A 23,332-nucleotide genomic window follows, 5' to 3' on the forward strand; every position below is an offset into this window, starting at 1 on the left:
GTCGTGGCATGGGTATCCTGACGGCAGTGATGGACGGCTCGAGATTATCATGAGTTCATTGCCAAAACGCATTTTCGGCAGCATCATTCAGGGCTGTCGTTAACGTGAAACTATTCCAATAGCGCCGGCCATCTTTTAGACTGAGTCCAGACTTTCAATGTCGCGCTCAGCGCGGCCAGCAAGGAGACGATGCATGAACCACGAACTGCCTCCCCTGCCTTACGACAAAAAGGCCCTGGAACCACACATCTCCGCCGAGACGCTGGAGTATCACCACGACAAGCACCACGCCACCTATGTGACGAACCTCAACAAGCTGATCGCGGGGACCGAATTCGAGAACCTGTCGCTGGAGGACATCATCAGGAAGGCCCCGGCCGGCGGCGTGTTCAACAATGCGGCGCAGGTGTGGAACCACACCTTCTACTTCAACTGCCTGAGCCCCAACGGCGGCGGTGAACCCACGGGCGCCCTGGCGGACGCCATCAACCAGGCCTTTGGTTCGTTCGCCGAGTTCAAGGAAAAGTTCGCCGCCTCGGGTGCCGGCAACTTTGGTTCCGGCTGGACCTGGCTGGTGAAGAACCCCAGCGGTCAGGTGGAGATCGTCAACACCAGCAATGCCCAGACGCCGCTCACCGACGGCAGCATGACCCCCCTGCTGACCATGGATGTGTGGGAGCATGCCTACTACATCGACTACCGGAATGCGCGCCCCAAGTACATTGAGAACTTCTTCAATGTGGTGAACTGGGAGTTTGTGGCGAAAAACTTTGGGTGAAGGGGCTCGCTCCCCTCACCCCAACCCCTCTCCCCTGGGGGAGGGGGGCCCCAGGCTCCACCGGTGACTTTGCGTGCAGGCGTGGGGCATCGTATGATTCCGGGCAGGAACAGGGAACCGTCGATCTTTCCGTATTGATCATCCGGCGCACGGAGCGCGATTCATGCCGGCAGCCATGGGCTGCCTTTTTTCGTTTTATGGAGGGGATTCACCCGATGTCAGACGCCCTGGTGCAAAACTACAAGCGCCAACCGGTGGCCTTTGAGCGCGGTGAAGGTGCCTGGCTGTGGGACAGCCAGGGCCGCCGTTATCTGGACGCACTCTCGGGCATCGCCGTGTGCGGCCTGGGCCATGCACACCCGGCAGTGGCCGAAGCGCTGTGTGAGCAGGCGCGCACCCTGGTGCATACCTCCAACCTGTATGAAATCCCCCTCCAGACCCGTCTGGCCGAGCGACTCACCCGGGCCGCGGGGATGCAGCAGGCCTTTTTCTGCAACTCCGGGGCCGAGGCCAACGAAGCGGCACTCAAGCTGGCGCGTCTGCACGGGCATGGCAAGGGTGTGGAGCGCCCCACCGTCATCGTCATGGAGGGCAGTTTCCACGGCCGCACCCTGGCCACCCTCACCGCCACCGGCAATGCCGCCATCCAGAAGGGCTTCGCCCCCCTGGTGGAAGGATTTGTACGCGTCCCTCACGGTGACCTGGAAGCGGTCCGGGCCCTGAGCGAGCATCCCGATGTAGTGGCCATACTGGTGGAACCCATTACCGGCGAGGGCGGCATCCGCATCCCGCCGGCGGGCTATCTCAAGGGCCTGCGGGCACTCTGCGACCAGGCCGGCTGGCTGCTCATGCTGGACGAGATTCAGGCGGGTATCGGCCGCACGGGGCAACTGTTCGCCTACCAGCACGAAGATGTGACGCCCGACGTGCTCAGCCTGGCCAAGGGTCTGGGCAATGGCGTGCCCATCGGCGCCACCCTGGTGGCCGGCCCGGCCACGGGTCTGTTCACACCCGGCACCCACGGCACCACCTTTGGCGGCAATCCGCTGGTTTGCGCCGCCGCGCTGGCGGTGCTCGACACCCTGGAACAGCAGGATCTTCCCAACCACGCGCGGCGCATGGGTGAGTATCTGACCGAGGGTTTCGCCAGGCGCCTGGACGGGCACCCTGCCGTTCGCCAGATCCGTGGCAAGGGCCTGATGATCGGCATCGAACTGGACCGTCCCTGCGCCGAACTGGTGGGCCAGGCCCTGGAGGCCGGCCTGCTGATCAACGTCACCGCAGAACGCGTGATCCGCCTGCTGCCCCCCTTGATCATTGACCAGGCCCAGGCCGACGAAATCATCGACACCGTCGCCACCCTGGTGGAACGCTTCGCGGCCCAGGCCGCCTGAGGAGTACCCATGGCTGTTCGTCATTTCCTGTCCCTGCTGGACCTGTCCACCGAGGAGCTGCGTCACCTGATCCAGCGCGCCATGCAGATGAAGGTGCAACAGCGCGAGGGCACGCCCCATGCTTCCCTGGCCGGCAAGACCCTGGCGATGATCTTCGAGAAATCCTCCACCCGCACCCGGGTGTCCTTTGAAGTGGGCATGCAGCAACTGGGCGGCCATGCGCTGTTCCTGTCCCCCAAGGACACCCAGCTGGGTCGTGGCGAGCCCATCGAGGACTCGGCCCGCGTGCTCTCGCGGATGGTGGACGCGGTCATGATCCGCACCTATGAGCATGAGAAGGTGGAACGCTTTGCCGCCTACTCCCGGGTGCCGGTGATCAATGGCCTCACCGATCTTGAGCATCCCTGTCAGTTGCTGGCAGACATGCAGACCTGGTTCGAATTGCGCGGTGACATCGCCGGTCGTACGGTGGTCTGGGTGGGCGATGGCAACAACATGTGCCACAGTTACATCCACGCCGCCGAACGCCTGGGGTTCGAGTTGCGCATCACCTGCCCCGAGGGTTACGACCCGGATCCGCTGATCCTGGCCTCGGGTGGACGGTCGGTGCACATGGTGCGCGACCCCATGGAGGCAGCCGAAGGAGCGCATCTCATCGTCACCGACGTATGGGCCAGCATGGGTCAGGAGCAGGAACAATCGGCGCGCCGTCGGGCCTTCGGGGATTACGTGGTCACCAGCGAACTCATGGCCCGTGCCGCCCCGGATGCCCTGTTCATGCACTGCCTGCCGGCACACCGGGAGGAAGAGGTGAGCACCGAGGTACTGGAAGGACCGCAGAGCGTGGTCTGGGACGAGGCCGAAAACCGCCTGCATGCCCAGAAGGCCCTGCTGGAGTTCCTGCTGGCCTGGGACACCCAGAGACTGCCTGAGTCCTGAGCCTGCGAGGTTGCCCGCAACCCTGTCATGGAATGTTCACATTTGTAAGCTAGGGTGCCGGCAACCAGAACCACCGGACCTCGCCCCTGTAGGAGCGGGCCTGCCCGCGAATGGGAGCCGGGATATTCACCGGAGTTCTTCCCGGCATGGGCTTCGCGGCCAAGGGCCGCTCCCGCGGGGGGCGGAATAAGGCGCCTGGACAACACAGGCGCTTGGCGGAACAAGGCCAATTGACAGGACAAGTCTACCGGGCAGAACAGGGGCGGGTGCCAGGGGCTGCCTCCTGCCGGGCAACAGCTGGGGATGATAAGCGTGAACGATATAGACCTGACCAACCCGGAGCTTTACCTCAACCGTGAGCTGAGCCTGCTGGGCTTCAATCAGCGGGTGCTGGAGCTGGCCAAGCAGGAGAACATGCCCCTGCTGGAGCGGCTGCGCTATCTGTGCATCTCGTCCACCAACCTGGATGAGTTCTTCGAGATCCGGGTGGCCGGGCTCAAGCAGCAACTCGCCCTGGGGGTGAGCAATCCGGGCGCCGATGGCTTGAGCGCTGGCGAGCAGCTCGCCCGGGTCGGTCAGTGCGCCCACGATCTGGTGGACGACCAGTACAGCACCCTCAATGACATCCTCATCCCCGCCCTGGCCGAGGCCAACATCCGCTTCGTGCGCCGCACCCAGTGGACGTCAGACCAGGCCGCGTGGGTCAAGGAATTCTTCAACATGGAACTGTTGCCGGTGCTCTCCCCGCTGGGGCTGGACCCGGCACATCCCTTCCCGCGCATCCTCAACAAGAGCCTGAACTTCATTGTCACCCTGGAGGGCAAGGATGCCTTCGGTCGCGAGAGCCGCATGGCCGTGGTACAGGCGCCGCGCTCCCTGCCCCGCCTGGCCCGCCTGCCCCGGGAACTGGCCAAGGGCGACCACGACTTTGTATTCCTGTCCTCCATCCTGCATGCCCATGTGGGCGAGCTGTTCCAGGGCATGAAGGTGACCGGCTGTTACCAGTTTCGCCTCACCCGCAACTCGGATCTGTTCGTCCATGAGGAGGAGATCGACGACCTGCTCATGGCCCTGGAAGGGGAACTGCCCCAGCGCAATTATGGCGAGGCCGTGCGTCTGGAGGTGGCCGACAACTGCCCCGACAAGGTGGCCGACTTCCTGCTGCGCCAGTTCAAGCTGGGCCGGGAGGACCTGTATCAGGTGAACGGTCTGGTGAATCTGAACCGGCTCATGGCCGTGCATGAACTGGTGGACCGCCCGGATCTGAAATTCCCCCCGTTCGTGCCCGCCCTGCCCCCGTCGCTCACCTCTGCCTCGGACATCTTCCACACCATCCGCCGCGGCGATGTGCTGCTGCACCATCCCTATCAGTCCTTCGTGCCGGTGGTGGAGTTCATCCGCCAGGCCGCCCGTGACCCCAACGTGCTGGCCATCAAGCAGACCTTGTACCGCACCGGTGTGCGTTCCCAACTGGTGGATATCCTGGTGGAGGCGGCCCAGGCGGGCAAGGAAGTGACCGTGGTGATCGAACTGCGGGCCCGCTTTGATGAAGAGGCCAATATCCAGCTGGCCAACCGCCTGCAGGACGCGGGAGCCCACGTCACCTATGGGGTGGTGGGTTACAAGACCCACGCCAAGCTGCTGATGGTGGTGCGCCGGGAGAAGAGCCAGATCAAGCGTTACGTGCATCTGGGCACCGGCAACTACCACGCCGGCACCGCCAGGGCCTATACCGACCTGGGTCTGCTGACCGCCGACAAGGTGGTGGGGGAGGACGTGCACAAGATCTTCCAGCAACTCACGGGCCTGGGCAAGGTATCCAAGCTGCGCAAGCTCCTGCAATCACCCTTTACCCTGCATTCGGGCATGATCGAGCGCATCGACCGTGAGATCGAGCATGCCAAGGCCAACCGTGGCGGACGCATCATCGCCCGCATGAACTCCCTGATCGAGCCACGTCTGGTGCAGGCCCTGTATCGGGCCTCCCAGGGGGGTGTGAAGATCGATCTGGTGGTCCGGGGCATCTGCTCCCTGCGCCCCGGGGTCCCTGGCGTCTCCGAGAACATCCAGGTGCGCTCGGTGATGGGTCGTTTCCTGGAGCACTCCCGGGTGTTCTACTTCAAGAACGGCGATACCCCGGAGGTGTTCCTCTCCAGCGCGGACTGGATGCAACGCAACTTCTTCCGCCGGGTGGAGACCGCCTTCCCGGTGGATCATCCGGATCTTCGTGAGCGGGTGCTGAACGAGTCCCTGCTGGCCTATGTGGCCGATAACACCCAGACCTGGGTGCTGCAGAGTGACGGCACCTACCAGCGCCTGAAACCCACCGGCAACCAGAAGCCCCGGTCGGCACAACAGGAACTGCTGGAACTGCTCACCGGGCCCTGACCGAGGTCCGCTTCCAGGCGCGGCCCTTCCTTACTCGAACTTGAGCTTGAACTGCGCATTGCGCAGGTGTTCAGCCTCACGTTCCAGATCTGCCCGCGTCAGAGGATGCGCCTCCAGCCAGCCTTCTGCCAGGCGCAGCTTGAGACTCCGATCCTTGACCCTGATCTCCTGGATGGGCACTTCAATATCGGTACGGGCCCGGTGCAGCAGTACCGCCATACGCAACAGGATCGCCAATCGCTGCAGCACGCGGCGTTCCCGAGCAGGCAGGGCCTCAAAGGGCTTGGTGGGAAACTTGCGGCGATGGGCACGCACCAGCAAGGCCATGCGCTGCTGCCCCTGCAGGGTGAAGCCGGCCAGATCCGCGTTCTCCACCAGATACGCACCGTGCTTGTGGTACTGGCTATGGGAGATGCTCAGGCCCACCTCATGCAGCCGGGCCGCCCAGGCCAGGCTCTCGGCATCGTCCTGATCCAGCTCCCACTCCTCGCCCACGCGTTCCACCAGTTGCAGGCTGGTGTGCTCCACCCGCAGGGCGTGGGCCTCGTCCACCTGAAAACGCTTCATCAGACCATTGATGGTGCGGCTGCGCACATCCTCGTGGCCGTTGCGGCCCAGCAGGTCATAGACCAGCCCTTCCCGCAGGGCCCCGTCGGACACCCGCATGTGCTCGATCTGAAGGGCCTCGAAAATGGATACGAGCACCACCATCCCGCCAGGCAGTACCGGGCGTCGATCCTCGCTCAGGCCCTTGAGGTCGACACGATCCACATGCCCCGCTTTCAACAACGCCTCACGCAGCTTGCGTAACCCATCCATGGAAATCCCGTTCTCGCACCAACCCTGCTCACGCAGGATCCTGGCGACTGCCAGGAGGGTTCCAGAGGCGCCCAGGGAGTCCTGCCAGCCCACCCGCTTGTAATGGCCCTCAATGGGCTGCAACTCCAGCCGGGCCGCGATCTCGGCGGCGCGCCAGGCGGTGGTCTTGATCTCCCCGTTGGGGAAGTACCAGCGCCCCATGCTCACGCAGCCCATGTGCAGGCTCTCCATGTGAATGGGTTCGAAGCGCTCGCCGATGATGAGTTCGGTACTGCCCCCGCCGATATCCACCACCAGGCGACGTCCGCCATCATCCGCCAGGGAGTGGGCCACGCCCAGGTAGATCAGGCGGGCCTCCTCACGTCCGCCGATGATCTCGATGGGATGCCCCAGGGCCTCGCGGGCGCGCTCCTGAAAGTCGCCCGCATCCCGGGCCTTGCGCAGGGTGTTGGTCCCCACTGCACGCACGCTGCCCAGGGGCAGTTCCCGCACCCGCTGGCCGAAGCGCTCCAGGCAGGCCAGGCCCCGCTCCATGGCCTCATCGCTGATATTGCCCCGATGATCCAGACCGCTGGCCAGGCGTACGGTCTCGCGCAGGCGGTCCAGCACGTGGACCTGGCCATCACGCACGCGTGCCACGATCATGTGAAAGCTGTTGGATCCCAGATCCACTGCGGCGATGGTGTCGAAAGGCTGGCGACGTCGAAACATGGCGGAATCCCTGTGGCGGACGGCTTCAGATCAGGCGCAGGTGCCGCTGGGTGAGCAGCCAGTGCAGGATGGCACGACCCGCCTGTGGCGGGCCATCAAAATGCAGATAACAGACGCCTCCCTTCTTCATTCGCACCAGGGAAACGGGTCGCCCGGCCACCAGCCAGCCCACCAGGCAGGACAGATGGGGCTCGTGCCCCACCAGGGTGAGGGTGCGCCCTGCCCGCTTGCGCTGGAGCGCGTCATCCAGGCTGCCGGGATGGGCCTCGGGCACCAGGGATTGATGGATCTCCAGCGGGCCGGTGGTGGGCAGGTATTCGGCGAGGATGTTCGCGGTCTGGCGGGCCCGCGTGTAGGGGCTGCTCAACAGGGTGGTCGGCCCCTTGAGCAACCTGGCCAGACCCTGGGCGGCCCGATGCATGCGTTCCACGCCCTGTTCGGTGAGCGGGCGCAAATCATCGGGTTGGCCGGTGCGGGCGAACTCCACCGCATCACCGGCCTGTGCGTGGCGCACGAGAATGAGTCCGAAGGTCTGTTCCATGGTGCTTGGCGTCTCCCCCCGATGGTGGCCATTCACACGATCCTGCATCCCTCAGTATGCCTTCGCCTTGTTGCAATGAGATGAAGGCCCCGATCAGGCATCCTTGCCCGGGTAGAAATCCAGATCCTCCAACCGCCCGAGCACGGCGGTGGCGATGTTGGCCAGGTGACCGGCCACGCGCTTGTAATGACGGGCCAGCAGGGAATAGGCCACGGCCTCATGGAACTCGATCTGGCCCTCGTCGCGGAACAGTTCCCGGATGATCTCATCGCAACGGCGGCGCATCTCGGCGGCCTGCATCAGGGCCTTGCCGGCATGGCCTTCGTCCGAGTTGCGGGTGGCCTCGATGACCGCGGAGAACATGACCAGCATCTGCTCGGCCATCTCGTCCAGGGGCTTCTGGTATTTCTCCACATGGAAGCCCTCGGTATAGAGACAGCCCACCTCGAACACGCTCTTGCAGTAGTCACCAATGCGCTCGGCGTCCTTGGCCACGCTCATCAGGGCCAGGCAGATGGCCACGTCGTAGCCCGGATTCACCGTCAGGTGCCGCAACACCTTGCGACGGATGGAGCGCTCCAGGGCGTTGATGGCCTGGTCCCGCTCATAGAGGCTGTCGCCCACCTGATCGGAGGGCGTGCGGCCATGCAGCACATCATTGGCCTGCTCGAACATCCAGCAGCCATGCTCCAGCATGTCCGTGAGGTTTTCAAAGGCCCGGTTGACCGTGTTTTCGGAGACCAGGGCGGTGTAGAGCTGTCGAAACATCGAATGAGAACCTCAACAGGGATCAGCGCAAGCTCAGGAACAATTCCGTGGCACCGATACCCACCAGGGGAATGATCAAGAATACGCCAAAAAGGAACAGGAACGCGTAACTGGGTTTACGACCGGCCAATCCACCGTACCAGATGGCCACCCGCAAGGGGATGCGTCGCAGCGGATACCAGATGGCGGTGCCCGTGAGATTGAACATCACATGGAACAAAGCCACCGTCATGGCTGCGGCCATGGGGTTGGCGGTGGCCGCCAGCACACTGGTGACCGTGGTGCCCAGGTTGGCGCCCATCATGAATGGCAGCACGCGGCGGATGCGCACCACCCCGGCCCCCGCCAGAGGCACCATCAGACTGCTGGTGATGGTACTGGACTGCACCAGCACGGTGGACACCAGCCCGACGCTGTAGGCCCGTGGATCGGTGCGGAAGAAATAATTGCGGAACAGCCCGTCCACGTGGCGCAGCAGGGCACCCCGCAGATTCTTGACCATAAGGATCAGGGCGATGAACATCAAGACCAGCCCCAGTGCCGCCACCACCAGTCCCTCGCTGGTGGCGGTGGAGGTCATGCTCGCGCCAATGAAATCCACGGTGTTGACCACCGGCGCGGTGATCACCTTGACCGGACTATCGGGGCGGGCCACCTCTTCCAGACCGATCACACCGCTCAGCCAGGCCGCCGCCTGAGTGAAGATGCCACGGCCGGTTTCATGAAACCAGCCGGTGATCCATTCCACGGGGAAGATGACCATGACGGTGAGGATGTTGAAGAAGTCATGGAGCAGCGCGGCAGTGAAGGAGCGGCGAAAATTCCGGCGGATGCGAATGTTGGCCAGGGCCACGATCACGCCGGTGACGGCGGTGCCGATATTGGCCCCCATGATGGCAAAGACCCCGGTGCCCAGCGACATCTCGCCGGTAGCCACCAGGGTCACGATGAGCGCCGAGGTGAACGAGGAGCTCTGCACGATCATGGTGACCAGCACCCCGGCCAGCAGGGCGATGAAAGGGTTTTCCCCGTAGGCAAAGGCCCGCTCGAGGAAGTCGCTCTCGCCGCCGAAGGTGCCCATGCCGCTTCCCAGGACGTTCAACGCCGCCAGGAACAGATAAAGGCAGATCCCGGCATAGATCCCGCGCATCCAGGCGGGAACTTCCCGTTGTGGCGTGCGGGTCAAGGCAGGCGTATCCGGAAAGAGAGTGTGTTTCTTGAACATCTGGAGTTTCCTAAATCCACGATTTCCGTAGGGTCGGAAAGGCATGCGAAACGCTGCGGGCGCTGAGGCGGCGGCGAATGGCGAGGGCCTGACACGCGATGACTGTCGGACGATGCCGGCGTCATGTCATGGACTGATGATGTGGATCCTGGATGAGGTGGGAATCAAGGCCCGCAGATGCTGGAACTCGCGGCATGAAAGGGTCTCCGAGGCGTCGGGAAGGTGCATGTTTTAGGCAGCCTGGCGTCTGAATCCGGATCTGGCCGGCATTGTAACGGAAGTGTCACGGCGGGAGGGAGTCGAGTGTGGTTTTTGTGCCGAACTGTGAGGTCAGGCCGGGCACCGTGGGAGCTGGCTTGTGGGGGCCGGCCTATGGGAGCTGTCTTGTGGGAGCTGTCTTGTGGGAGCTGTCTTGTGGGAGCTGGCTTGTGGGAGCTGGCTTGTGGGAGCTGGCCTGTGGGGGCCGGCCTGTGGGAGCCGGCCTTGCCGGCGAAGCGCTGCGGTAGCAGCGCCCTGCCATGTGGCTGCCGCTTTCGCGGGCAAGGCCCGCTCCCACAGAGAGGCCTCATCCCACAGAGAGGCCTCATCCCACAGAGAGTCCTCCTCCCACAGGGAGGCCAGTTACAAGGGAAGGGCTGCACTCATGACAGGGTGTTGCTGGATGGGGGTTTTTGGAGCGTGCGGTTGAGGGGGAAGTGGCAGGTGAAGGTGCTGCCCTGGTCGGGGATGCTCTGGATGTGGAGGGTGGCGCCGTGCCTTTGCAGCACGTGCTTGACGATGGCCAGTCCCAGGCCCGTACCGCCGCTGGCTCGGCTGCGATCCGACTCCACGCGGTAGAAACGCTCGGTGACACGGGAAATCTGCCCTTGGGGGATGCCGATGCCGGTGTCTTCCACCTGGAAGCGGGCGCCCTCGGCGTCGGCAAACCAGCGCAGGGTGATGGTGCCGCCATCGGGAGTGTAGCGGATGGCATTGGTCACCAGATTGGAAAAGGCACTCTGCAACTCACTGCGGGCACCGCGCAGCCACAGCCCGGCCTCGACCTCCACATGGACGGTCAGGTCCCGCTCCGCCACCAGCATGTGGGCATCTTCCTCGATGGCCCCGATCAAGGCCGGCACCGGCACCGCCGTCTGCTCGGCCACGGTATCCTCCCGGGTCTCCAGGTGTGAAAGCGTGAGCAGATCGTCGATGATCCGGCGCATCCGCTCCGCCTGGGTTTCCACGGATTGCAGGGTGCGATGCACCTCCGGGGCCAGCGTCGGGTCGTCCACCAGGGTTTCCACATACCCGGCGATCACCGTGAGCGGCGTGCGCAACTCATGGGAGACGTTGGCCACGAAGTCCCGGCGCATGGACTCCAGGCGATGGATGCGCGTGACATCCCGCACTGTCAACAGTAACTGCCCATCACCATAGGCCACGACGCGAGCCGAAAGCTGTACCTGCCGGTCAGGCAGGCGCGGCATCTCCAGGGACTGGGTGTAAACGCCCCCTTCCAGATAGGCAATGAAACGGGGCTCCCGCAGCAGATGCGTGATGGGTCGTCCCACGTCCCCGGGTTGCTGCAGCCTCAGCAACTCTCCGGCAGCCTCGTTGAACCATTCGATCTCATAGCGCTTGCCCAGGATCACGGTGGCATCGGGCACGGCCGCGCTGGACTCATGGAAACGATTGAGCAGCCTGGCGATCTTCTTCTTGCGCTTGCGGCTGCGCTGGTGCAGGCGGTAAAGATCATAGGTGAGGTCATGCCAGATCCCGGAGGTATCCGGCGGATCACTGCGCTTGCCCAGGCGCACCCAGCGGTGGAACCGCCACAACTGGAAGACATGCCAGCCCAGGAAACCAAGCACTGCCAGGAACAGGGTGGCAAACACATGGCCGACCCACCAGCCAATCATCGCCCCGGCCGTCAGCACGGCGCCAAACCGCCACGCCTCCAGTTTCCATGGATGGGGATCGCGGATCATGACATCGCTCCATGCATCACGGGCACTAAACCGTCACCCCTGCTGGGAGAAGCGGTAACCGGCGCCGCGCACCGTTTGCACATAGCGATCACAGCCATGTGGGCTCAGGGCCTTTCGCAACCGAAGGATGTGAACATCCACGGTACGCTCCTCCACGTAGGTATTGCGGCCCCACACCCGATCCAGAAGTTGCGAGCGCGAATAGACCCGCTCGGGGTGCGTCATGAAGAAATGCAGCAGGCGGAACTCGGTGGGACCAATCTCCAGGGGCTTGTCGTTCGCCATCACCCGGTGACTGGCGGGGTCCAGCGTGAGCCCGTCAACGCTCAGGGGCTTGGCCTGCTCTTCCGGCAGGCTGCGACGCAGCACCGCCTTGATCCGGGCCACCAGTTCCCGGGGCGAAAAGGGTTTGGTGATGTAGTCATCGATACCCGCATCAAGTGCACCCACCTTGTCGTCCTCCTCGCCACGGGCGGTGAGCATGATGATGGGCACCTCGCGGGTGTAGTCCTCTCGCTTGAGGCGGCGGGCCAGTTCGATGCCGCTCACACCGGGGAGCATCCAATCCACCACGATCAGATCCGGCACCCGATCCGCCAGACGGGCATGCGCCTCGTGCGCATCACCGGCCTCGTCCATCTGGAATCCGGCACGGGTCAGCGCGAAGCCGACCATTTCACGGATGGCCGGCTCATCTTCCACGACCAGGATGGTCTTTTCATTCATGGTCTGCGATCCACGGTCAACTTGATGAGCGCCATTAGAGCGGATCTTTGTTACATGTTGGTGACAAGATGACGGACCGATGAAGATCCGGTTTCAGTGCAAGTTCACGCCCTGACTCGACCTGCCCCGCCTGCATTGAATACACTATCAGGCTGCCGCACACCTGCGGCCCGGGTATCCGGCTTTGGAGTAGGTCATGAGACGCGTCATATTCAACCAAAAAGGCGGGGTGGGTAAGTCCACCATCACCTGCAACCTGGCGGCCATCAGCGCCGCTTACGGCCTGCGCACCCTGGTGGTGGACCTGGACCCCCAGGGCAACTCCAGCCAGTATCTGCTGGGGCCTGCCTTTACCGAATGCGAACACACGGTAGTGGACTTCTTCGCCGGCACCCTCGGTGGCGGTTTCAGCTTCAAGTCACGCAAGCCGGTGGACCTGATCCCCTTGCAGACCCCCTTTGAGGAACTGCACATCGTACCGGCCAACCGGGAACTGGAGAACCTCCAGGGCAAGCTGGAATCCCGCTACAAGATCTACAAGCTGCGCGATGCCCTGCAGGGGATTGCCGATCGCTACGACGCGGTCTTCATCGACACCCCACCGGCCCTGAACTTCTTTACGCGATCTGCCCTGATTGCAGCGGATCGCTGCCTGATCCCCTTCGATTGCGACGATTTTTCCCGGCGCGCCCTGTATGAACTGTTGGATAACGTGCGCGAGATCCAGGAGGATCACAACGAGCAACTGATGGTGGAAGGGATCATCGTCAATCAGTTCCAGTCCAACGCGAACCTTCCCCGGGCGGTGGTGGACGAACTCATCACCGAGAACCTGCCGGTGCTGGGCAGTTATCTCTCCGCCTCGGTGAAGGTGCGTGAATCCCATCAGGCGGCCCAGCCGCTGATCCACATGGCCCCCAATCACAAGCTTACCGGGGAATACGTGGCCCTCTATCGGCTACTGAACGGCGAGGCCGTGGAGCCCGCCTGAGGCGGGCGCCAGGGGCCCTGCCCTATTTGCGGGACTCCTTGAGGAAGTAAAGCCCCAGGCCGATGAAGATCCCGCCGATCACCAGGGCCGCCGTACCGCCGATCCCCTGCCCCTCACCCACCGTGAGACGACTGATCCAGATCTCGCCGCCAAACAGGGCGAAGCCGCCCACGCCCAGGAGCAGCAGGCCGATCACCACCAGGCCCGTGTCGGTCTTCTTGCGTCGTGTCATCGGTGTTCTTCCCCCTTATTCCCGTTGGCGGCGCACGGTGATGGTCTCACCCCCCACGCCCCAGTTGTCCGTCTCCACCTCGTCGATCACCACCACGGTGGTGTTGGGGTTCTTGTCCAGCACATCCACCAGCAACTGCGTGGCGCCGCGGATGAGTTCCGCCTTCTGCTCGGGGGTCGCTCCTTCGCGGGTGATCTTGATGTTGACATAGGGCATGAATCAGGACTCCAGGGTGGGCATGATGGGAAAGCCTCCGTGTCGCCCCCGGCGCTCGGGGGTGGTCACGTTCGGTGCTCTGCCTGTATGTTGAGCGTGTTGAGAGAGTACCAAACCGAACCTACCTGAACACAACAAGGAGTGACATCATGGGCATCGAAGTGGGTGGCCTGCTGGGTCTCGTACTGCTGATCGCGGTGATCTGGGCAATCGTGAGTACCGTTCAAAGCCGCGCAGGAACCGGAACCAAGGTCCTGTGGATCGTGTTGATTGTCCTGCTGCCGCTGATCGGCTTCATCCTCTGGCTGCTGCTGGGGCCGAAGGCGGGGCGCTGACCGCCTGAGTCATCCCTCACCTGGCCCTATGCCCGACCCTTCTTCCCACCGCATGGTGGAGTCTGGAGGGTAGAAAGGAGCATTTAGCCCCTCTCCCGCTGGCGGGAGAGGGATTGGGGTGAGGGCCGTCCAGGGAGGAGGGAGTTTCATCCCCTACCGGCGCCTTGTTCGTCCAGCCTGCCCGCGACCTCTGCCTGCTGCAGGGCGCCCTGAGGCCTTGGGCTGGCCCTTCCGAGCGGGCGTCACACCACTGCCACGACGCCGACCCTCCCCCGACTGCCCCGTACCCTCCGGCTGATAGCGGGGCACCAGGTGACGCTTGCCATTGCCGATGAGGTCCGCTCGACCCATGTCCTGCAGGGCCTTGCGCAACAGCGGCCAGTTTTCCGGGTCGTGGTATCGCAAAAAGGCCTTGTGCAGCCGTCGCTGGCGCAGGCCACGGGCATTGCTGACCACCTCTCCTCCCTCACGGCGAATGGGTTTGAGGGGGTTTTTGCCCGTGTGATACATGGTGGTGGCCAGGGCCATGGGGCCAGGGAGAAAGCCCTGCACCTGGTCCGGACGAAAGCCGTTGCGCTTGAGCCACACAGCCAGGTGCAGCATGTCCTGGTCCGTGGTGCCCGGGTGGGCGGCAATGAAGTACGGCACCAGGTACTGCTCCTTGCCCGCCTCCCGGGTGTAGTGATCGAACAGGGCCTTGAAACGCTCGTAGACATCCATGCCCGGTTTCATCATCTTGGACAGGGGGCCACTCTCGGTGTGTTCCGGGGCAATCTTGAGATAACCGCCCACGTGATGGGTGACCAGTTCCTTCACGTACTCCTTGGAAAGCACCGCCAGGTCGTATCGCACCCCCGAGGCCACCAGGACCTTCTTCACGCCAGGGCGCTGACGAATGCGGCGATACAGGCTGATCAGGGGACCGTGATCCGTGTTCAGATTGGAGCAGATGCGCGGGTAGACGCAGGACAGGCGCCGGCATCGGGCCTCGATGGCCTTGTCCTTGCAGCCCAGCTGATACATGTTGGCCGTGGGTCCACCCAGGTCGGAGATGATGCCGGTGAATCCCTCCACCCGGTCACGGATCTCGTCCACCTCGCGGACGATGGAGTCCTCGGAGCGGGACTGGATGATGCGCCCCTCGTGCTCGGTGATGGAGCAGAAGGTGCAGCCGCCAAAGCAACCCCGCATGATGTTGACGGAGAAGCGGATCATCTCCCAGGCGGGGATGCGCGCCCCCCGGTAGGCGGGATGCGGAGCCCGGGCGAAGGGCAGATCGAACAGGGTATCCAGCTCCGCCGTGGTCAGCGGAATGGGGGGCGGATTGACCCACAGATCCCGATCCCCATGCCCCTGGACCAGGGCGCGGGCGTTGCCCGGATTGGTCTCCAGGTGCAGCAGGCGGGCCGCATGGGCGTACAGGGCCGGATCGTCCGTGACCGCATCCCACTGGGGCAGACGGATGACGGTGCTCTCCCGCGGATGGGCGGCCACCGCCCGACGCTGCACCCGCACCACCTGGGCACCGGTGCCCGCCCGCCAGGCCACGGCCTGTCCAGGGCCACAATGTTCCGGGATGTCCTCGCAGTAGGGATCGCGATGGCGATCCACCGGGCCGGGCCGGTCCAGCAGGGTGGAATCCAGTTCCTGCCAGCCATCCAGCAGGCCATCACTGAGAAACGCAGTACCCCGCAGATCCCGGAGGCTGCGCGGATGTTCGCCGCCGGCAATGCGATGCGCCGCCTCCACCAGGGCCCGCTCGGCATTGCCATACAGCAGCAGATCCGCCTTGGAGTCCAGCAGCACCGAGCGACGCACCTTGTCGGACCAGTAATCGTAATGGGCCACCCGCCGCAGGCTGGCCTCGATGCCGCCGATGATGATGGGCACATCCCGATAGGCCTCGCGTACCCGCTGGCTGTAGACGATCACCGCCCGGTCCGGGCGTCGCCCGCCCTCGTCATCGGGGCTGTAGGCATCGTTGCGGCGAATGCGGCGGTCGGCGGTGTAGCGGTTCACCATGGAATCCATGTTGCCCGCGGTGATGCCAAAGAACAGGTTCGGCGGTCCCAGGGCCTTGAAAGGGTCGGCGGAGCGCCAGTCGGGCTGGGCGATCACGCCCACCCGAAACCCCTGGGCCTCCAGCAGCCGACCGATGATGGCCACGCCGAAGCTGGGATGATCCACATAGGCATCGCCGGTGACCAGGATCACGTCGCAGCTATCCCAGCCCAGTTCGTCCATTTCGGCACGGGACATGGGCAGAAAGGGGGCCACGCCGAAACGCGCAGCCCAGTAGGGCCGATGGGAGAACAGCGGTTTGGGCGGTGCGGTCAGCGACATCATGGACAAATGGGCTTCACTCGTCCTCGCCCAGACGGATCTCCTGGCGCCGCCCGGTGGTGCGCATGGCGTAATCCACCGCCTCGTTCACCTGGGAGCTGATCAGCTCCCAGTCCTCGTCGGTGAGCCGCGTGGTCAGATCCACGGAAAAACGCACATACCGCGGCGGCAGCCGGTTGAGGGCCACGCAGGCCAGATCGTCCATGTGGGTGGTGTCCAGGGCATCCCCAAGCTCCAGCAGCACATGGCGAATCCGGTCGTAAACCAGGTGTTCGTAGTAGTTCTGTATGTTGCCGATCATGCGTTCGCTCCTCGAAACGTCGTTCAAGCCACGGTCTCTGTCGAGACATCGAGTCTCTTGGCCCATCCATCTCTCAAAACCCAGCGGTACCTGTCTTGTATTCTGACAGGACTTGAGCCGTTTGACTGCACGATGCGGGGCCAATCGTCATCCGTTGGCATGCAGCCAGTCGAGAATCCCATCCTGTATCCGGGTGCCCCGCCAGTGCTGCAACCCGGGGTGATTGATCATGAGCACCACGATGCGGTCCTCTCCCCGGGCGGTGCGCAGGTAACCGGCCACCGCAGAGACCCCATTGAGATACCCGGTCTTCATGCGCATGTCCCCCGCCCCTGGGGCATCCACGAAGCGCCGGCGCAAGGTGCCATCCTCGCCGGAAACGGCCAGGGAGGACAGATATTCGGGCATATAGGGGCTGTTTCGACCCACTTGCAGCACCTGAGCCAGCTGCCGGGCGGTGATGCGGTTGCTGCGCGAGAGACCGGCGGCGTTGTCCAGCTCCAGGCCCAGGGTATCCACCCCGTTGCGGGCCAGCATGGCCCGGATGGCCGCATGCCCCTTGTCCACGGTGGCCGGACCCTCGTACACCGCCACCCCCAGGGCCAGCTTGAGCTGCCGGGTCATGACATTGTTGCTGTACTTGTTGATCAGACGAATCAGGTCACCCAAGGGAGGGGATTCATGCACCACCCGGGGCTTGGCATCCTTGTGCGGTAGCGTGCCAACACGCCAGTTGCCATCAAGCGTCCCGCCCCATTGCTCCCAGAGTTCGCTGAACAGGCCGTGGGCATAGGCCTCGGGAGCCAGGGCCGTGCGCAGCAGGCTGTACTGATCGCACCCCCGGGGGAAGCTCCCCTCCAGGCGCACGCGACCCGCATCCTCCACGTGATAGGCCACGCCGCGCTGATACCCCTCGCAGGGCCCCGCTGCCAGGCGCAGGCGGTTATCCAGTTGCAAACGCGACAGCGGGGGGTCGGTGGTCACCTGCACCGAACGACCATCCTCCGCAGGACGAAACTCGAAACGGACGGCATTGAAATTCATCAGCAGGGCATGAGGCGGCTGATTGTAGGCCCGGAAGGCCTGGCCATCGAACTCACCCGGATCTTCCGGGGCCACATCGTAATGACTGAGATCAAAGACCAGATCCCCTTCGATGCGCTCGATGCCGCTGCGCCTGAGGGCCCCTGCCAGCTTCCACACCTGCTCGGTCACCAGAAAGGGATCGCCGCCGCCAAGCACGTAAAGATCGCCCTTGAGCACACCATTTTCCACCGGCGCAAAGGTGTGCAGGCGAGTCTCCCAGCGATGCGCGGGGCCCAGGATATCCAGGGCCGCCAGGGTGGTGACCAGCTTCATGGTGGAGGCCGGGTTACGCGGCACATCCACCCGATGGGCGATCGTGGGGGATGCCCCCGGAGGCTGCACCCAGAGGCTGACCGCGTCCTGGGGCACGCCGTGGCGTTCCAGCACCTGGACAATGGCATGAGGCAGACCGGCAGAGGCGGTTGATGACCCCAGGGCCATCATCAGCAGCAACACTGACAGTCGAAAAAGGAGATGGGATCTCGCGGGGATCATGATGGCCATGGGTGCAATGGAAGTGGAAGGTTCTTGAGGTCATTATTCTACTCCGACCGCGAACTCAGTAAGATGGTGGGTTACCAACCGTCGTCATACCGCCCATCGTCATACCGCCGGAGCCATTGCATGTCCGTCATCCGCCAGGAAGACCTGATCCAGAGCATTGCAGACGCCTTCCAGTTCATCAGCTATTACCATCCCAAGGATTACATCCAGGCCCTCACCCAGGCCTACGAGCGTGAACAGTCCCCCGCGGCGAAAGACGCCATGGCCCAGATCCTGGTGAACTCCCGGATGTGCGCCCAGGGACACCGCCCCATCTGTCAGGACACCGGCATTGCCCTGGTGTTCCTCAAGATCGGGATGAACGTGCGCTGGGAGGCGACGATGAGTGTTCAGGAAATGGTGGATGAGGGCGTGCGCCGCGCCTATACCGATCCCGACAACACCCTGCGCGCCTCGGTGCTGCTGGATCCCGCCGGCGAGCGCCGCAACTCGAAGGACAACACCCCGGCCGTGGTGCACATGGAGACGGTGCCCGGCGATCACCTGGAGGTGATCTGCGCTGCCAAGGGGGGCGGCTCCGAGAACAAGGCCAAGGTGGCCATGCTCAACCCTTCCGACTCCATCGTCGACTGGGTGCTCAAGACCGTCCCCACCATGGGCGCCGGCTGGTGTCCGCCGGGGATTCTGGGTCTGGGCATCGGCGGCACGCCGGAGAAGGCCATGCTCATGGCCAAGGAATCGCTGATGGCCCCCGTGGATGTCCAGGAGCTTCAGGCCCGCGGGCCGGCCAACCGGGTGGAGGAGCTGCGCCTGGAGCTCTATGAGAAGGTGAACGCCCTGGGCATCGGCGCCCAGGGTCTGGGGGGTCTGACCACCGTGGTGGACGTGAAGATCCTGGACTACCCCACCCACGCCGCCTCCCTCCCCGTGGCCATGATCCCCAACTGCGCGGCCACCCGTCATGTGCACTTCCACCTGGACGGCAGCGGTCCGGCACAACTCACCCCACCCGCCCTGGAAGACTGGCCGGAACTGGATTACGACCCCAGCAAAGGCAAGCGCGTTGATCTGGACAGCATCACCCCCGAAGACGTGGCCAGCTGGCAGCCGGGTGATGTGCTGCTGCTCAATGGCCGCCTGCTCACCGGACGGGACGCCGCCCACAAGCGTCTCACCCAGATGCTGGATGCAGGAGAAACCCTGCCGGTGGATTTCACCAACCGCTTCATCTACTACGTGGGCCCCGTCGACCCGGTACGCGACGAGGTGATGGGTCCGGCCGGCCCCACCACCGCCACACGCATGGACAAGTTCACCCGCCAGATGCTGGAGCAGACCGGACTTCTGGGCATGGTGGGCAAGGCCGAGCGCGGCCCCACCGCCGTGGAGGCCATCCGTGACAACAAGGCCGTGTACCTGATGGCCGTGGGCGGTGCCGCCTACCTGGTGTCCAAGGCCATCAAGGCCTCCCGGGTGGTGGCCTTCGAGGATCTGGGCATGGAGGCCATCTACGAGTTCGAGGTCAAGGACATGCCGGTCACCGTGGCCGTGGACAGCCAGGGCACCTCCGTGCATGAAACCGGTCCCAAGGAGTGGCGCATCCGGATCGAGCAGGCCTGACGGGCCGGATGCCGACACCAAATCCAACGCACACCGATCACAACCCGGAAGGACACGCCCCATGCAGCTTCGAGTGCTCGACTTTGGATCCCAGCCCGCCCTGCGATCCCAAGCGGTGTATCACGGCATTGCCCACCATATGCAACCCGGCGACACGCCGGTGCTCACCCTGGTGAATCCCTCATCACCCTATGTCTGCGTGGGTCTGCATCAGGACGTGACCCTCGAGGTGGACGAGGACTACTGTCGGGAGCATCAACTGCCGATCATCCGTCGCCATGTGGGCGGCGGAGCCGTGTTTCTGGACCAGAATCAACTCTTCTTCCACTTCATCTACCCCGCCGAGAAGGCCCCACGGCGGGTCAGCGACATCTATTCACATTTCATTGAGCCGGTGATCCAGACCTATCACCGACTGGGCGTGCAGGCGATCTTTCGCCCGGTGAACGACATCCATGTGGACGGTCGCAAGATCGGCGGCACCGGCGCCGCCTCCATCGGGGATGCCACCCTCATGGTGGGCAGTTTCATGTTCGATTTCGACGTGGATACCATGTCCCGGTGCCTGAAGGTGCCCTCGGAGAAGTTCCGCGACAAGCTGCGGGCCGGCATGTCCGACTACATCACCACCCTCACCCGGGAACTGGACACGCCCCCCTCACGGGAGACGGTGATCAAGACCTTCATGGAGGAACTGGCCATCCATCTGCAGGTGGACCCGGTGATGGATCAGGCCACGCAGGACGAGGAGGCGGCCATTGCCAGGCAGGAAAGGGAATTGCAGGACCCCGAGTGGACCTACCAGAAGGGGCGTCGATTCATCGAGCGGGGCGTAAAGATCTCCGCCGACACCCACCTGGCCGAAGGCGCCTTCAAGGCCCCCGGCGGCTTGATCCGCAGCCGTCTGCTGGCCAAGGACGACCACATCGTGGACCTGTCCCTGAGCGGCGATTTCACAGTCTTCCCGGAGGACGGCATGCAGCGCCTGGCCGACGCCCTCAAGGGCGTACCCCTCACTCAGGACTCACTCCAGGGCGCCACCCAGCAGGCCATGACCGATGTGGCCCTGGACATCCCCGGCGTCACCCACGTGGATATCGCCACCGCCATCACCGCCGCCTTCCGGGGCAGCTGACAAAGGGAATTTTCCAATCCCCGCTTACCATGCTCGCCCGTGGGAGCGGCCCTCGGCCGCGAAGCCCATGCCGAAGACAACGCGCATGGCAATCCCCCCTTCGCGGGCAGGCCCGCTCCCGCAAAAACGACTCACCGTGGAGAAACGGAACCTGCTGGGCCGGGGCAAACAAAACGCCCGCCCTTTACTCTACTCTTCCGGGGGGCCCCCGGGCCCTTCGGCGACGCCGTAGAACCGAGCCACGCGCACCGCGAAATCATAGATGGGCTCGGGTCTCGGCGCGTCCGGCATGCCTTCCACAATGCGGCGACCGTCCGCCAGGTGCATGCAGACCACGTAACGATAACCCCGGTTGAAGGGATAGCGCTCGATGCTGATGCGCTGCACACGGGAGAGGTCATGCTCCAGCAACGGGTTACGACCGACAAGTCGCTGCTTCTCGATGGCCACATGGGCCGGCGAATGCCGGAACCGGTACAGGGTGAAGGGCGACAGGCGCCACAGGGCATAGAAAGACATGCCGCCCAAGGCGATCAGGATGGCGAGATTGGCCAACGGAGGGGGGTAGCCATCCAGGAACTGGCGCAGATAGATCGTGCCATACACCACCATGGCCACGATGGGCATGGCCTGCAGCAACATGGCCATGGGGTCGGGGTGACGAATTACCATGAACGAAGAATTCCCTCACAGATCAGGATCACCCGGCCGGGCCGGGACGAAACGTCGATACCTTCCAGCATCATGAGCGACCGGCGATCTCATTCATGGCGTGTTCAATGCGCGGATACAGGAAACTGTAGCCGCCCTCCTCCTGCACCTTGCGCCCGGAAATGGCCTGGGAATCCAGAACGATATCCGCCATTTCTCCCATGGTGGCCCGCAGCATGAAGGCCGGAGCAGGCAGCAGGGCCGGACGGCCCAGGGCCTTGGCAAAAGCCTTGGAGAACTCCCGATTGGTCACCGGATGGGGAGCCACGGCGTTGTAGACCCCGCGCATCGAATCCTCCTTGAGGGCCCGGGAGAGAATCCCGGCCAGGTCATCCACATGGATCCAGCTCATCATCTGGGAACCATCGGAGACCGGCCCACCCAGCCCGGCCTTGAAGATGGGCATGAGACGGCCGATCACACCACCCCCCCGTCCCAGCACCACACCGATGCGCACGATGACCAGCCGCGTGCCCTCGTTCACACGCTCGGCCTCCGCCTCCCACTTCTGGCAGATCTCCGACATGAAGCCGGCGGCGGGCTCGCTTTCCTCCTCCAGCGGCTCCGGCTGGTTCACCGGGTAGTAACCAATGGCCGAAGCAGACACCAGGGCACGGCACTGGGGCGCATGCGCATTGATGCCCTCCACCAGGGCGCGGGTGGGTTCCACGCGTGAGTTGATGATCTTCTTTTTCTGTTGGGCGCTCCAGCGCTTGCTGGCAATGCTCTCACCCACCAGGTTCACGGCGGCCTCAACGCCCTGAAAGGCATCCGGGGGAATGGGAGAACGGGTGTCCCATTCGATGATGCGGAAGGTATCCATGCCCAGCTTGCGCCGGGCCTTCTCGGCATTGCGGGTGAGCACCACGAACTCGTGTCCCTGGGGCTGCATGCGGGCGATCAGCCGCGAACCGACGAAACCGGTCCCGCCGGTGATGAGTATTCTCATATAGCCTCCATGTGCTTGGGTCAGCGGGGAGCCGCGCCCCCCTGGTGTTACTTGTCCTTGTTCTCCCGGGCCTTCTCGTCCTTGCGGCGCTCTCGCTCTTCCCGATCGCGGCGCAGGGAGATGAACTGCCAGATACCAAAGGCAGCGACCACAGCAACGATCAATAGGCCTTCAAGGGCCTTGATGTCCGAACCCTCACCCATGGTCTGTCTCTCCTCAACTGGTATGGTCTGAAGCTACGCCGCGCCCCGTGGCCGGGTCAATCCCCGCGATTGCCCCCACCCTGCCCCTTGAGCAGATCCCCGAGGGCGGCGAAGGGATTATGGGTGGCCCCCTGGCCAGGACCATCCCCCTGCCCGCCACCATGACCACTCATGGCCTCGGTGAGGCGCTGATGCTCGTTATCGTGACAATACACGCACAACAACTCCCAGTTGGAGCCATCGGGCGGGTTGTTGTCGTGGTTATGATCGCGATGGTGGACGGTCAGTTCGCGCACGTTCTTGTGATCAAAGGTGCGCCCGCAACGACCGCAGACCCAGGGGTACATCTTCAGGGCCTTGGCCCGGTAGCCCTTTTCCCGATCCTCGCGTTCCCGGTGGCTGTTGGCGACCACCTGATCCAGGCGGCCACCGCCGGATGAATTCACT

23 protein-coding genes are annotated in these 23,332 nt (G+C 63.9%); 8 read left to right on the plus strand and 15 right to left on the minus strand.

Features of this window, described 5'->3' with window-relative positions:
* Positions 1-193 precede the first annotated feature (193 nt).
* The 4 genes from LPW30_RS06580 (at position 194) to ppk1 (ending at position 5,499) form a co-directional block, all read left to right on the plus strand.
* Complete coding sequence (locus tag LPW30_RS06580) at positions 194-778, plus strand: superoxide dismutase (protein WP_239680379.1); 585 nt, start codon at positions 194-196, stop codon at positions 776-778.
* Between the two features lie 215 nt (positions 779-993).
* On the plus strand, positions 994-2,172 hold the full coding sequence (locus LPW30_RS06585; protein WP_238624252.1) for an acetylornithine transaminase: 1,179 nt from the start codon (positions 994-996) through the stop codon (positions 2,170-2,172).
* Between the two features lie 9 nt (positions 2,173-2,181).
* Positions 2,182-3,111 carry an ornithine carbamoyltransferase gene (argF, locus tag LPW30_RS06590; protein WP_063465036.1) on the plus strand — a complete coding sequence of 310 codons (930 nt, stop codon included), beginning with the start codon at positions 2,182-2,184 and terminating at the stop codon, positions 3,109-3,111.
* Positions 3,112-3,423: 312 nt separating this feature from the next.
* Entirely contained in the window at positions 3,424-5,499 is a 2,076-nt protein-coding gene (gene ppk1, locus LPW30_RS06595) for a polyphosphate kinase 1 (RefSeq protein ID WP_025282344.1), read from the plus strand.
* A gap of 30 nt (positions 5,500-5,529) precedes the next feature.
* On the opposite strand, the gene ppx is transcribed toward ppk1, so the two are convergent.
* The 6 genes from ppx to phoB all read right to left on the minus strand — a co-directional run bounded on the left by ppx (position 5,530) and on the right by phoB (position 12,259).
* The gene (ppx, locus tag LPW30_RS06600) at positions 5,530-7,029 is read right to left on the minus strand and encodes an exopolyphosphatase (RefSeq protein ID WP_239680380.1); all 1,500 of its coding nucleotides are present in this window, start codon (positions 7,027-7,029) and stop codon (positions 5,530-5,532) included.
* Positions 7,030-7,054: 25 nt separating this feature from the next.
* A complete protein-coding gene (gene sixA, locus LPW30_RS06605) occupies positions 7,055-7,570 on the minus strand; it encodes a phosphohistidine phosphatase SixA (RefSeq protein WP_239680381.1) in 516 nt (171 codons plus the stop codon).
* A gap of 93 nt (positions 7,571-7,663) precedes the next feature.
* Entirely contained in the window at positions 7,664-8,338 is a 675-nt protein-coding gene (locus LPW30_RS06610; RefSeq protein WP_025282347.1) for a phosphate signaling complex PhoU family protein, read from the minus strand.
* A 22-nt stretch (positions 8,339-8,360) separates the two neighbouring features.
* Complete coding sequence (locus LPW30_RS06615; RefSeq protein ID WP_239680382.1) at positions 8,361-9,563, minus strand: Na/Pi cotransporter family protein; 1,203 nt, start codon at positions 9,561-9,563, stop codon at positions 8,361-8,363.
* 641 nt (positions 9,564-10,204) lie between these two features.
* A complete protein-coding gene (gene phoR / locus LPW30_RS06620) occupies positions 10,205-11,533 on the minus strand; it encodes a phosphate regulon sensor histidine kinase PhoR (RefSeq protein WP_025282349.1) in 1,329 nt (442 codons plus the stop codon).
* A gap of 33 nt (positions 11,534-11,566) precedes the next feature.
* A complete protein-coding gene (phoB, locus tag LPW30_RS06625; protein ID WP_025282350.1) occupies positions 11,567-12,259 on the minus strand; it encodes a phosphate regulon transcriptional regulator PhoB in 693 nt (230 codons plus the stop codon).
* Between the two features lie 196 nt (positions 12,260-12,455).
* On the opposite strand from phoB, the gene LPW30_RS06630 reads away from it, so the two are divergent.
* On the plus strand, positions 12,456-13,250 hold the full coding sequence (locus LPW30_RS06630) for a ParA family protein (protein WP_025282351.1): 795 nt from the start codon (positions 12,456-12,458) through the stop codon (positions 13,248-13,250).
* 22 nt (positions 13,251-13,272) lie between these two features.
* Here LPW30_RS06630 and LPW30_RS06635 read toward each other — a convergent pair whose 3' ends face one another.
* Positions 13,273-13,482, minus strand: coding sequence for a hypothetical protein (locus tag LPW30_RS06635; protein ID WP_025282352.1), 210 nt, complete (start codon positions 13,480-13,482; stop codon positions 13,273-13,275).
* A 15-nt stretch (positions 13,483-13,497) separates the two neighbouring features.
* Positions 13,498-13,698 carry a tautomerase family protein gene (locus LPW30_RS06640; protein ID WP_025282353.1) on the minus strand — a complete coding sequence of 67 codons (201 nt, stop codon included), beginning with the start codon at positions 13,696-13,698 and terminating at the stop codon, positions 13,498-13,500.
* Between the two features lie 149 nt (positions 13,699-13,847).
* Between LPW30_RS06640 and LPW30_RS06645 the strand changes: the two genes are divergently transcribed.
* Positions 13,848-14,033 carry a PLD nuclease N-terminal domain-containing protein gene (locus tag LPW30_RS06645; protein WP_025282354.1) on the plus strand — a complete coding sequence of 62 codons (186 nt, stop codon included), beginning with the start codon at positions 13,848-13,850 and terminating at the stop codon, positions 14,031-14,033.
* A 153-nt stretch (positions 14,034-14,186) separates the two neighbouring features.
* On the opposite strand, the gene LPW30_RS06650 is transcribed toward LPW30_RS06645, so the two are convergent.
* The 3 genes from LPW30_RS06650 to dacB form a co-directional block, all read right to left on the minus strand.
* Positions 14,187-16,379 carry a YgiQ family radical SAM protein gene (locus tag LPW30_RS06650; RefSeq protein ID WP_420796950.1) on the minus strand — a complete coding sequence of 731 codons (2,193 nt, stop codon included), beginning with the start codon at positions 16,377-16,379 and terminating at the stop codon, positions 14,187-14,189.
* A gap of 13 nt (positions 16,380-16,392) precedes the next feature.
* Complete coding sequence (locus LPW30_RS06655; RefSeq protein WP_025282356.1) at positions 16,393-16,677, minus strand: late competence development ComFB family protein; 285 nt, start codon at positions 16,675-16,677, stop codon at positions 16,393-16,395.
* Between the two features lie 147 nt (positions 16,678-16,824).
* A complete protein-coding gene (gene dacB, locus LPW30_RS06660) occupies positions 16,825-18,219 on the minus strand; it encodes a D-alanyl-D-alanine carboxypeptidase/D-alanyl-D-alanine endopeptidase (RefSeq protein ID WP_238624247.1) in 1,395 nt (464 codons plus the stop codon).
* A gap of 168 nt (positions 18,220-18,387) precedes the next feature.
* Between dacB and LPW30_RS06665 the strand changes: the two genes are divergently transcribed.
* Positions 18,388-19,887, plus strand: coding sequence for a fumarate hydratase (locus LPW30_RS06665; protein WP_239680383.1), 1,500 nt, complete (start codon positions 18,388-18,390; stop codon positions 19,885-19,887).
* Between the two features lie 61 nt (positions 19,888-19,948).
* Entirely contained in the window at positions 19,949-21,022 is a 1,074-nt protein-coding gene (locus tag LPW30_RS06670; RefSeq protein WP_238624246.1) for a lipoate--protein ligase, read from the plus strand.
* A 189-nt stretch (positions 21,023-21,211) separates the two neighbouring features.
* Here LPW30_RS06670 and LPW30_RS06675 read toward each other — a convergent pair whose 3' ends face one another.
* The 4 genes from LPW30_RS06675 to LPW30_RS06690 all read right to left on the minus strand — a co-directional run bounded on the left by LPW30_RS06675 (position 21,212) and on the right by LPW30_RS06690 (position 23,331).
* Positions 21,212-21,694, minus strand: coding sequence for a hypothetical protein (locus LPW30_RS06675; protein ID WP_128571939.1), 483 nt, complete (start codon positions 21,692-21,694; stop codon positions 21,212-21,214).
* Positions 21,695-21,764: 70 nt separating this feature from the next.
* Positions 21,765-22,682: a TIGR01777 family oxidoreductase gene (locus tag LPW30_RS06680; RefSeq protein ID WP_025282361.1), complete on the minus strand. Its 918-nt coding sequence runs from the start codon at positions 22,680-22,682 to the stop codon at positions 21,765-21,767.
* Positions 22,683-22,729: 47 nt separating this feature from the next.
* Positions 22,730-22,885 carry a hypothetical protein gene (locus tag LPW30_RS06685; protein WP_239680384.1) on the minus strand — a complete coding sequence of 52 codons (156 nt, stop codon included), beginning with the start codon at positions 22,883-22,885 and terminating at the stop codon, positions 22,730-22,732.
* A 56-nt stretch (positions 22,886-22,941) separates the two neighbouring features.
* Positions 22,942-23,331, minus strand: a complete 390-nt coding sequence (locus LPW30_RS06690; RefSeq protein WP_025282362.1) for a YajD family HNH nuclease — start codon at positions 23,329-23,331, stop codon at positions 22,942-22,944.
* Position 23,332 lies beyond the last annotated feature (1 nt).

Origin of the sequence: Ectothiorhodospira variabilis (genome assembly GCF_022227625.1) — a bacterium.
Taxonomy (GTDB): Bacteria; Pseudomonadota; Gammaproteobacteria; order Ectothiorhodospirales; family Ectothiorhodospiraceae; genus Ectothiorhodospira; species Ectothiorhodospira haloalkaliphila.

What these genes read in the sequence shown, in the direction of transcription:
- LPW30_RS06580 (WP_239680379.1), top strand. Translation starts at nt 194, where the DNA reads ATGAACCACGAACTGCCTCCCCTGCCTTACGACAAAAAGGCCCTGGAA.
- LPW30_RS06585 (WP_238624252.1), top strand. Translation starts at nt 994, where the DNA reads ATGTCAGACGCCCTGGTGCAAAACTACAAGCGCCAACCGGTGGCCTTT.
- argF (WP_063465036.1), top strand. Translation starts at nt 2,182, where the DNA reads ATGGCTGTTCGTCATTTCCTGTCCCTGCTGGACCTGTCCACCGAGGAG.
- ppx (WP_239680380.1), bottom strand. Translation starts at nt 7,029, where the DNA reads ATGTTTCGACGTCGCCAGCCTTTCGACACCATCGCCGCAGTGGATCTG.
- sixA (WP_239680381.1), bottom strand. Translation starts at nt 7,570, where the DNA reads ATGGAACAGACCTTCGGACTCATTCTCGTGCGCCACGCACAGGCCGGT.
- LPW30_RS06610 (WP_025282347.1), bottom strand. Translation starts at nt 8,338, where the DNA reads ATGTTTCGACAGCTCTACACCGCCCTGGTCTCCGAAAACACGGTCAAC.
- LPW30_RS06615 (WP_239680382.1), bottom strand. Translation starts at nt 9,563, where the DNA reads ATGTTCAAGAAACACACTCTCTTTCCGGATACGCCTGCCTTGACCCGC.
- phoR (WP_025282349.1), bottom strand. Translation starts at nt 11,533, where the DNA reads ATGATCCGCGATCCCCATCCATGGAAACTGGAGGCGTGGCGGTTTGGC.
- phoB (WP_025282350.1), bottom strand. Translation starts at nt 12,259, where the DNA reads ATGAATGAAAAGACCATCCTGGTCGTGGAAGATGAGCCGGCCATCCGT.
- LPW30_RS06630 (WP_025282351.1), top strand. Translation starts at nt 12,456, where the DNA reads ATGAGACGCGTCATATTCAACCAAAAAGGCGGGGTGGGTAAGTCCACC.
- LPW30_RS06635 (WP_025282352.1), bottom strand. Translation starts at nt 13,482, where the DNA reads ATGACACGACGCAAGAAGACCGACACGGGCCTGGTGGTGATCGGCCTG.
- LPW30_RS06640 (WP_025282353.1), bottom strand. Translation starts at nt 13,698, where the DNA reads ATGCCCTATGTCAACATCAAGATCACCCGCGAAGGAGCGACCCCCGAG.
- LPW30_RS06645 (WP_025282354.1), top strand. Translation starts at nt 13,848, where the DNA reads ATGGGCATCGAAGTGGGTGGCCTGCTGGGTCTCGTACTGCTGATCGCG.
- LPW30_RS06650 (WP_420796950.1), bottom strand. Translation starts at nt 16,379, where the DNA reads ATGATGTCGCTGACCGCACCGCCCAAACCGCTGTTCTCCCATCGGCCC.
- LPW30_RS06655 (WP_025282356.1), bottom strand. Translation starts at nt 16,677, where the DNA reads ATGATCGGCAACATACAGAACTACTACGAACACCTGGTTTACGACCGG.
- LPW30_RS06665 (WP_239680383.1), top strand. Translation starts at nt 18,388, where the DNA reads ATGTCCGTCATCCGCCAGGAAGACCTGATCCAGAGCATTGCAGACGCC.
- LPW30_RS06670 (WP_238624246.1), top strand. Translation starts at nt 19,949, where the DNA reads ATGCAGCTTCGAGTGCTCGACTTTGGATCCCAGCCCGCCCTGCGATCC.
- LPW30_RS06675 (WP_128571939.1), bottom strand. Translation starts at nt 21,694, where the DNA reads ATGGTAATTCGTCACCCCGACCCCATGGCCATGTTGCTGCAGGCCATG.
- LPW30_RS06680 (WP_025282361.1), bottom strand. Translation starts at nt 22,682, where the DNA reads ATGAGAATACTCATCACCGGCGGGACCGGTTTCGTCGGTTCGCGGCTG.
- LPW30_RS06685 (WP_239680384.1), bottom strand. Translation starts at nt 22,885, where the DNA reads ATGGGTGAGGGTTCGGACATCAAGGCCCTTGAAGGCCTATTGATCGTT.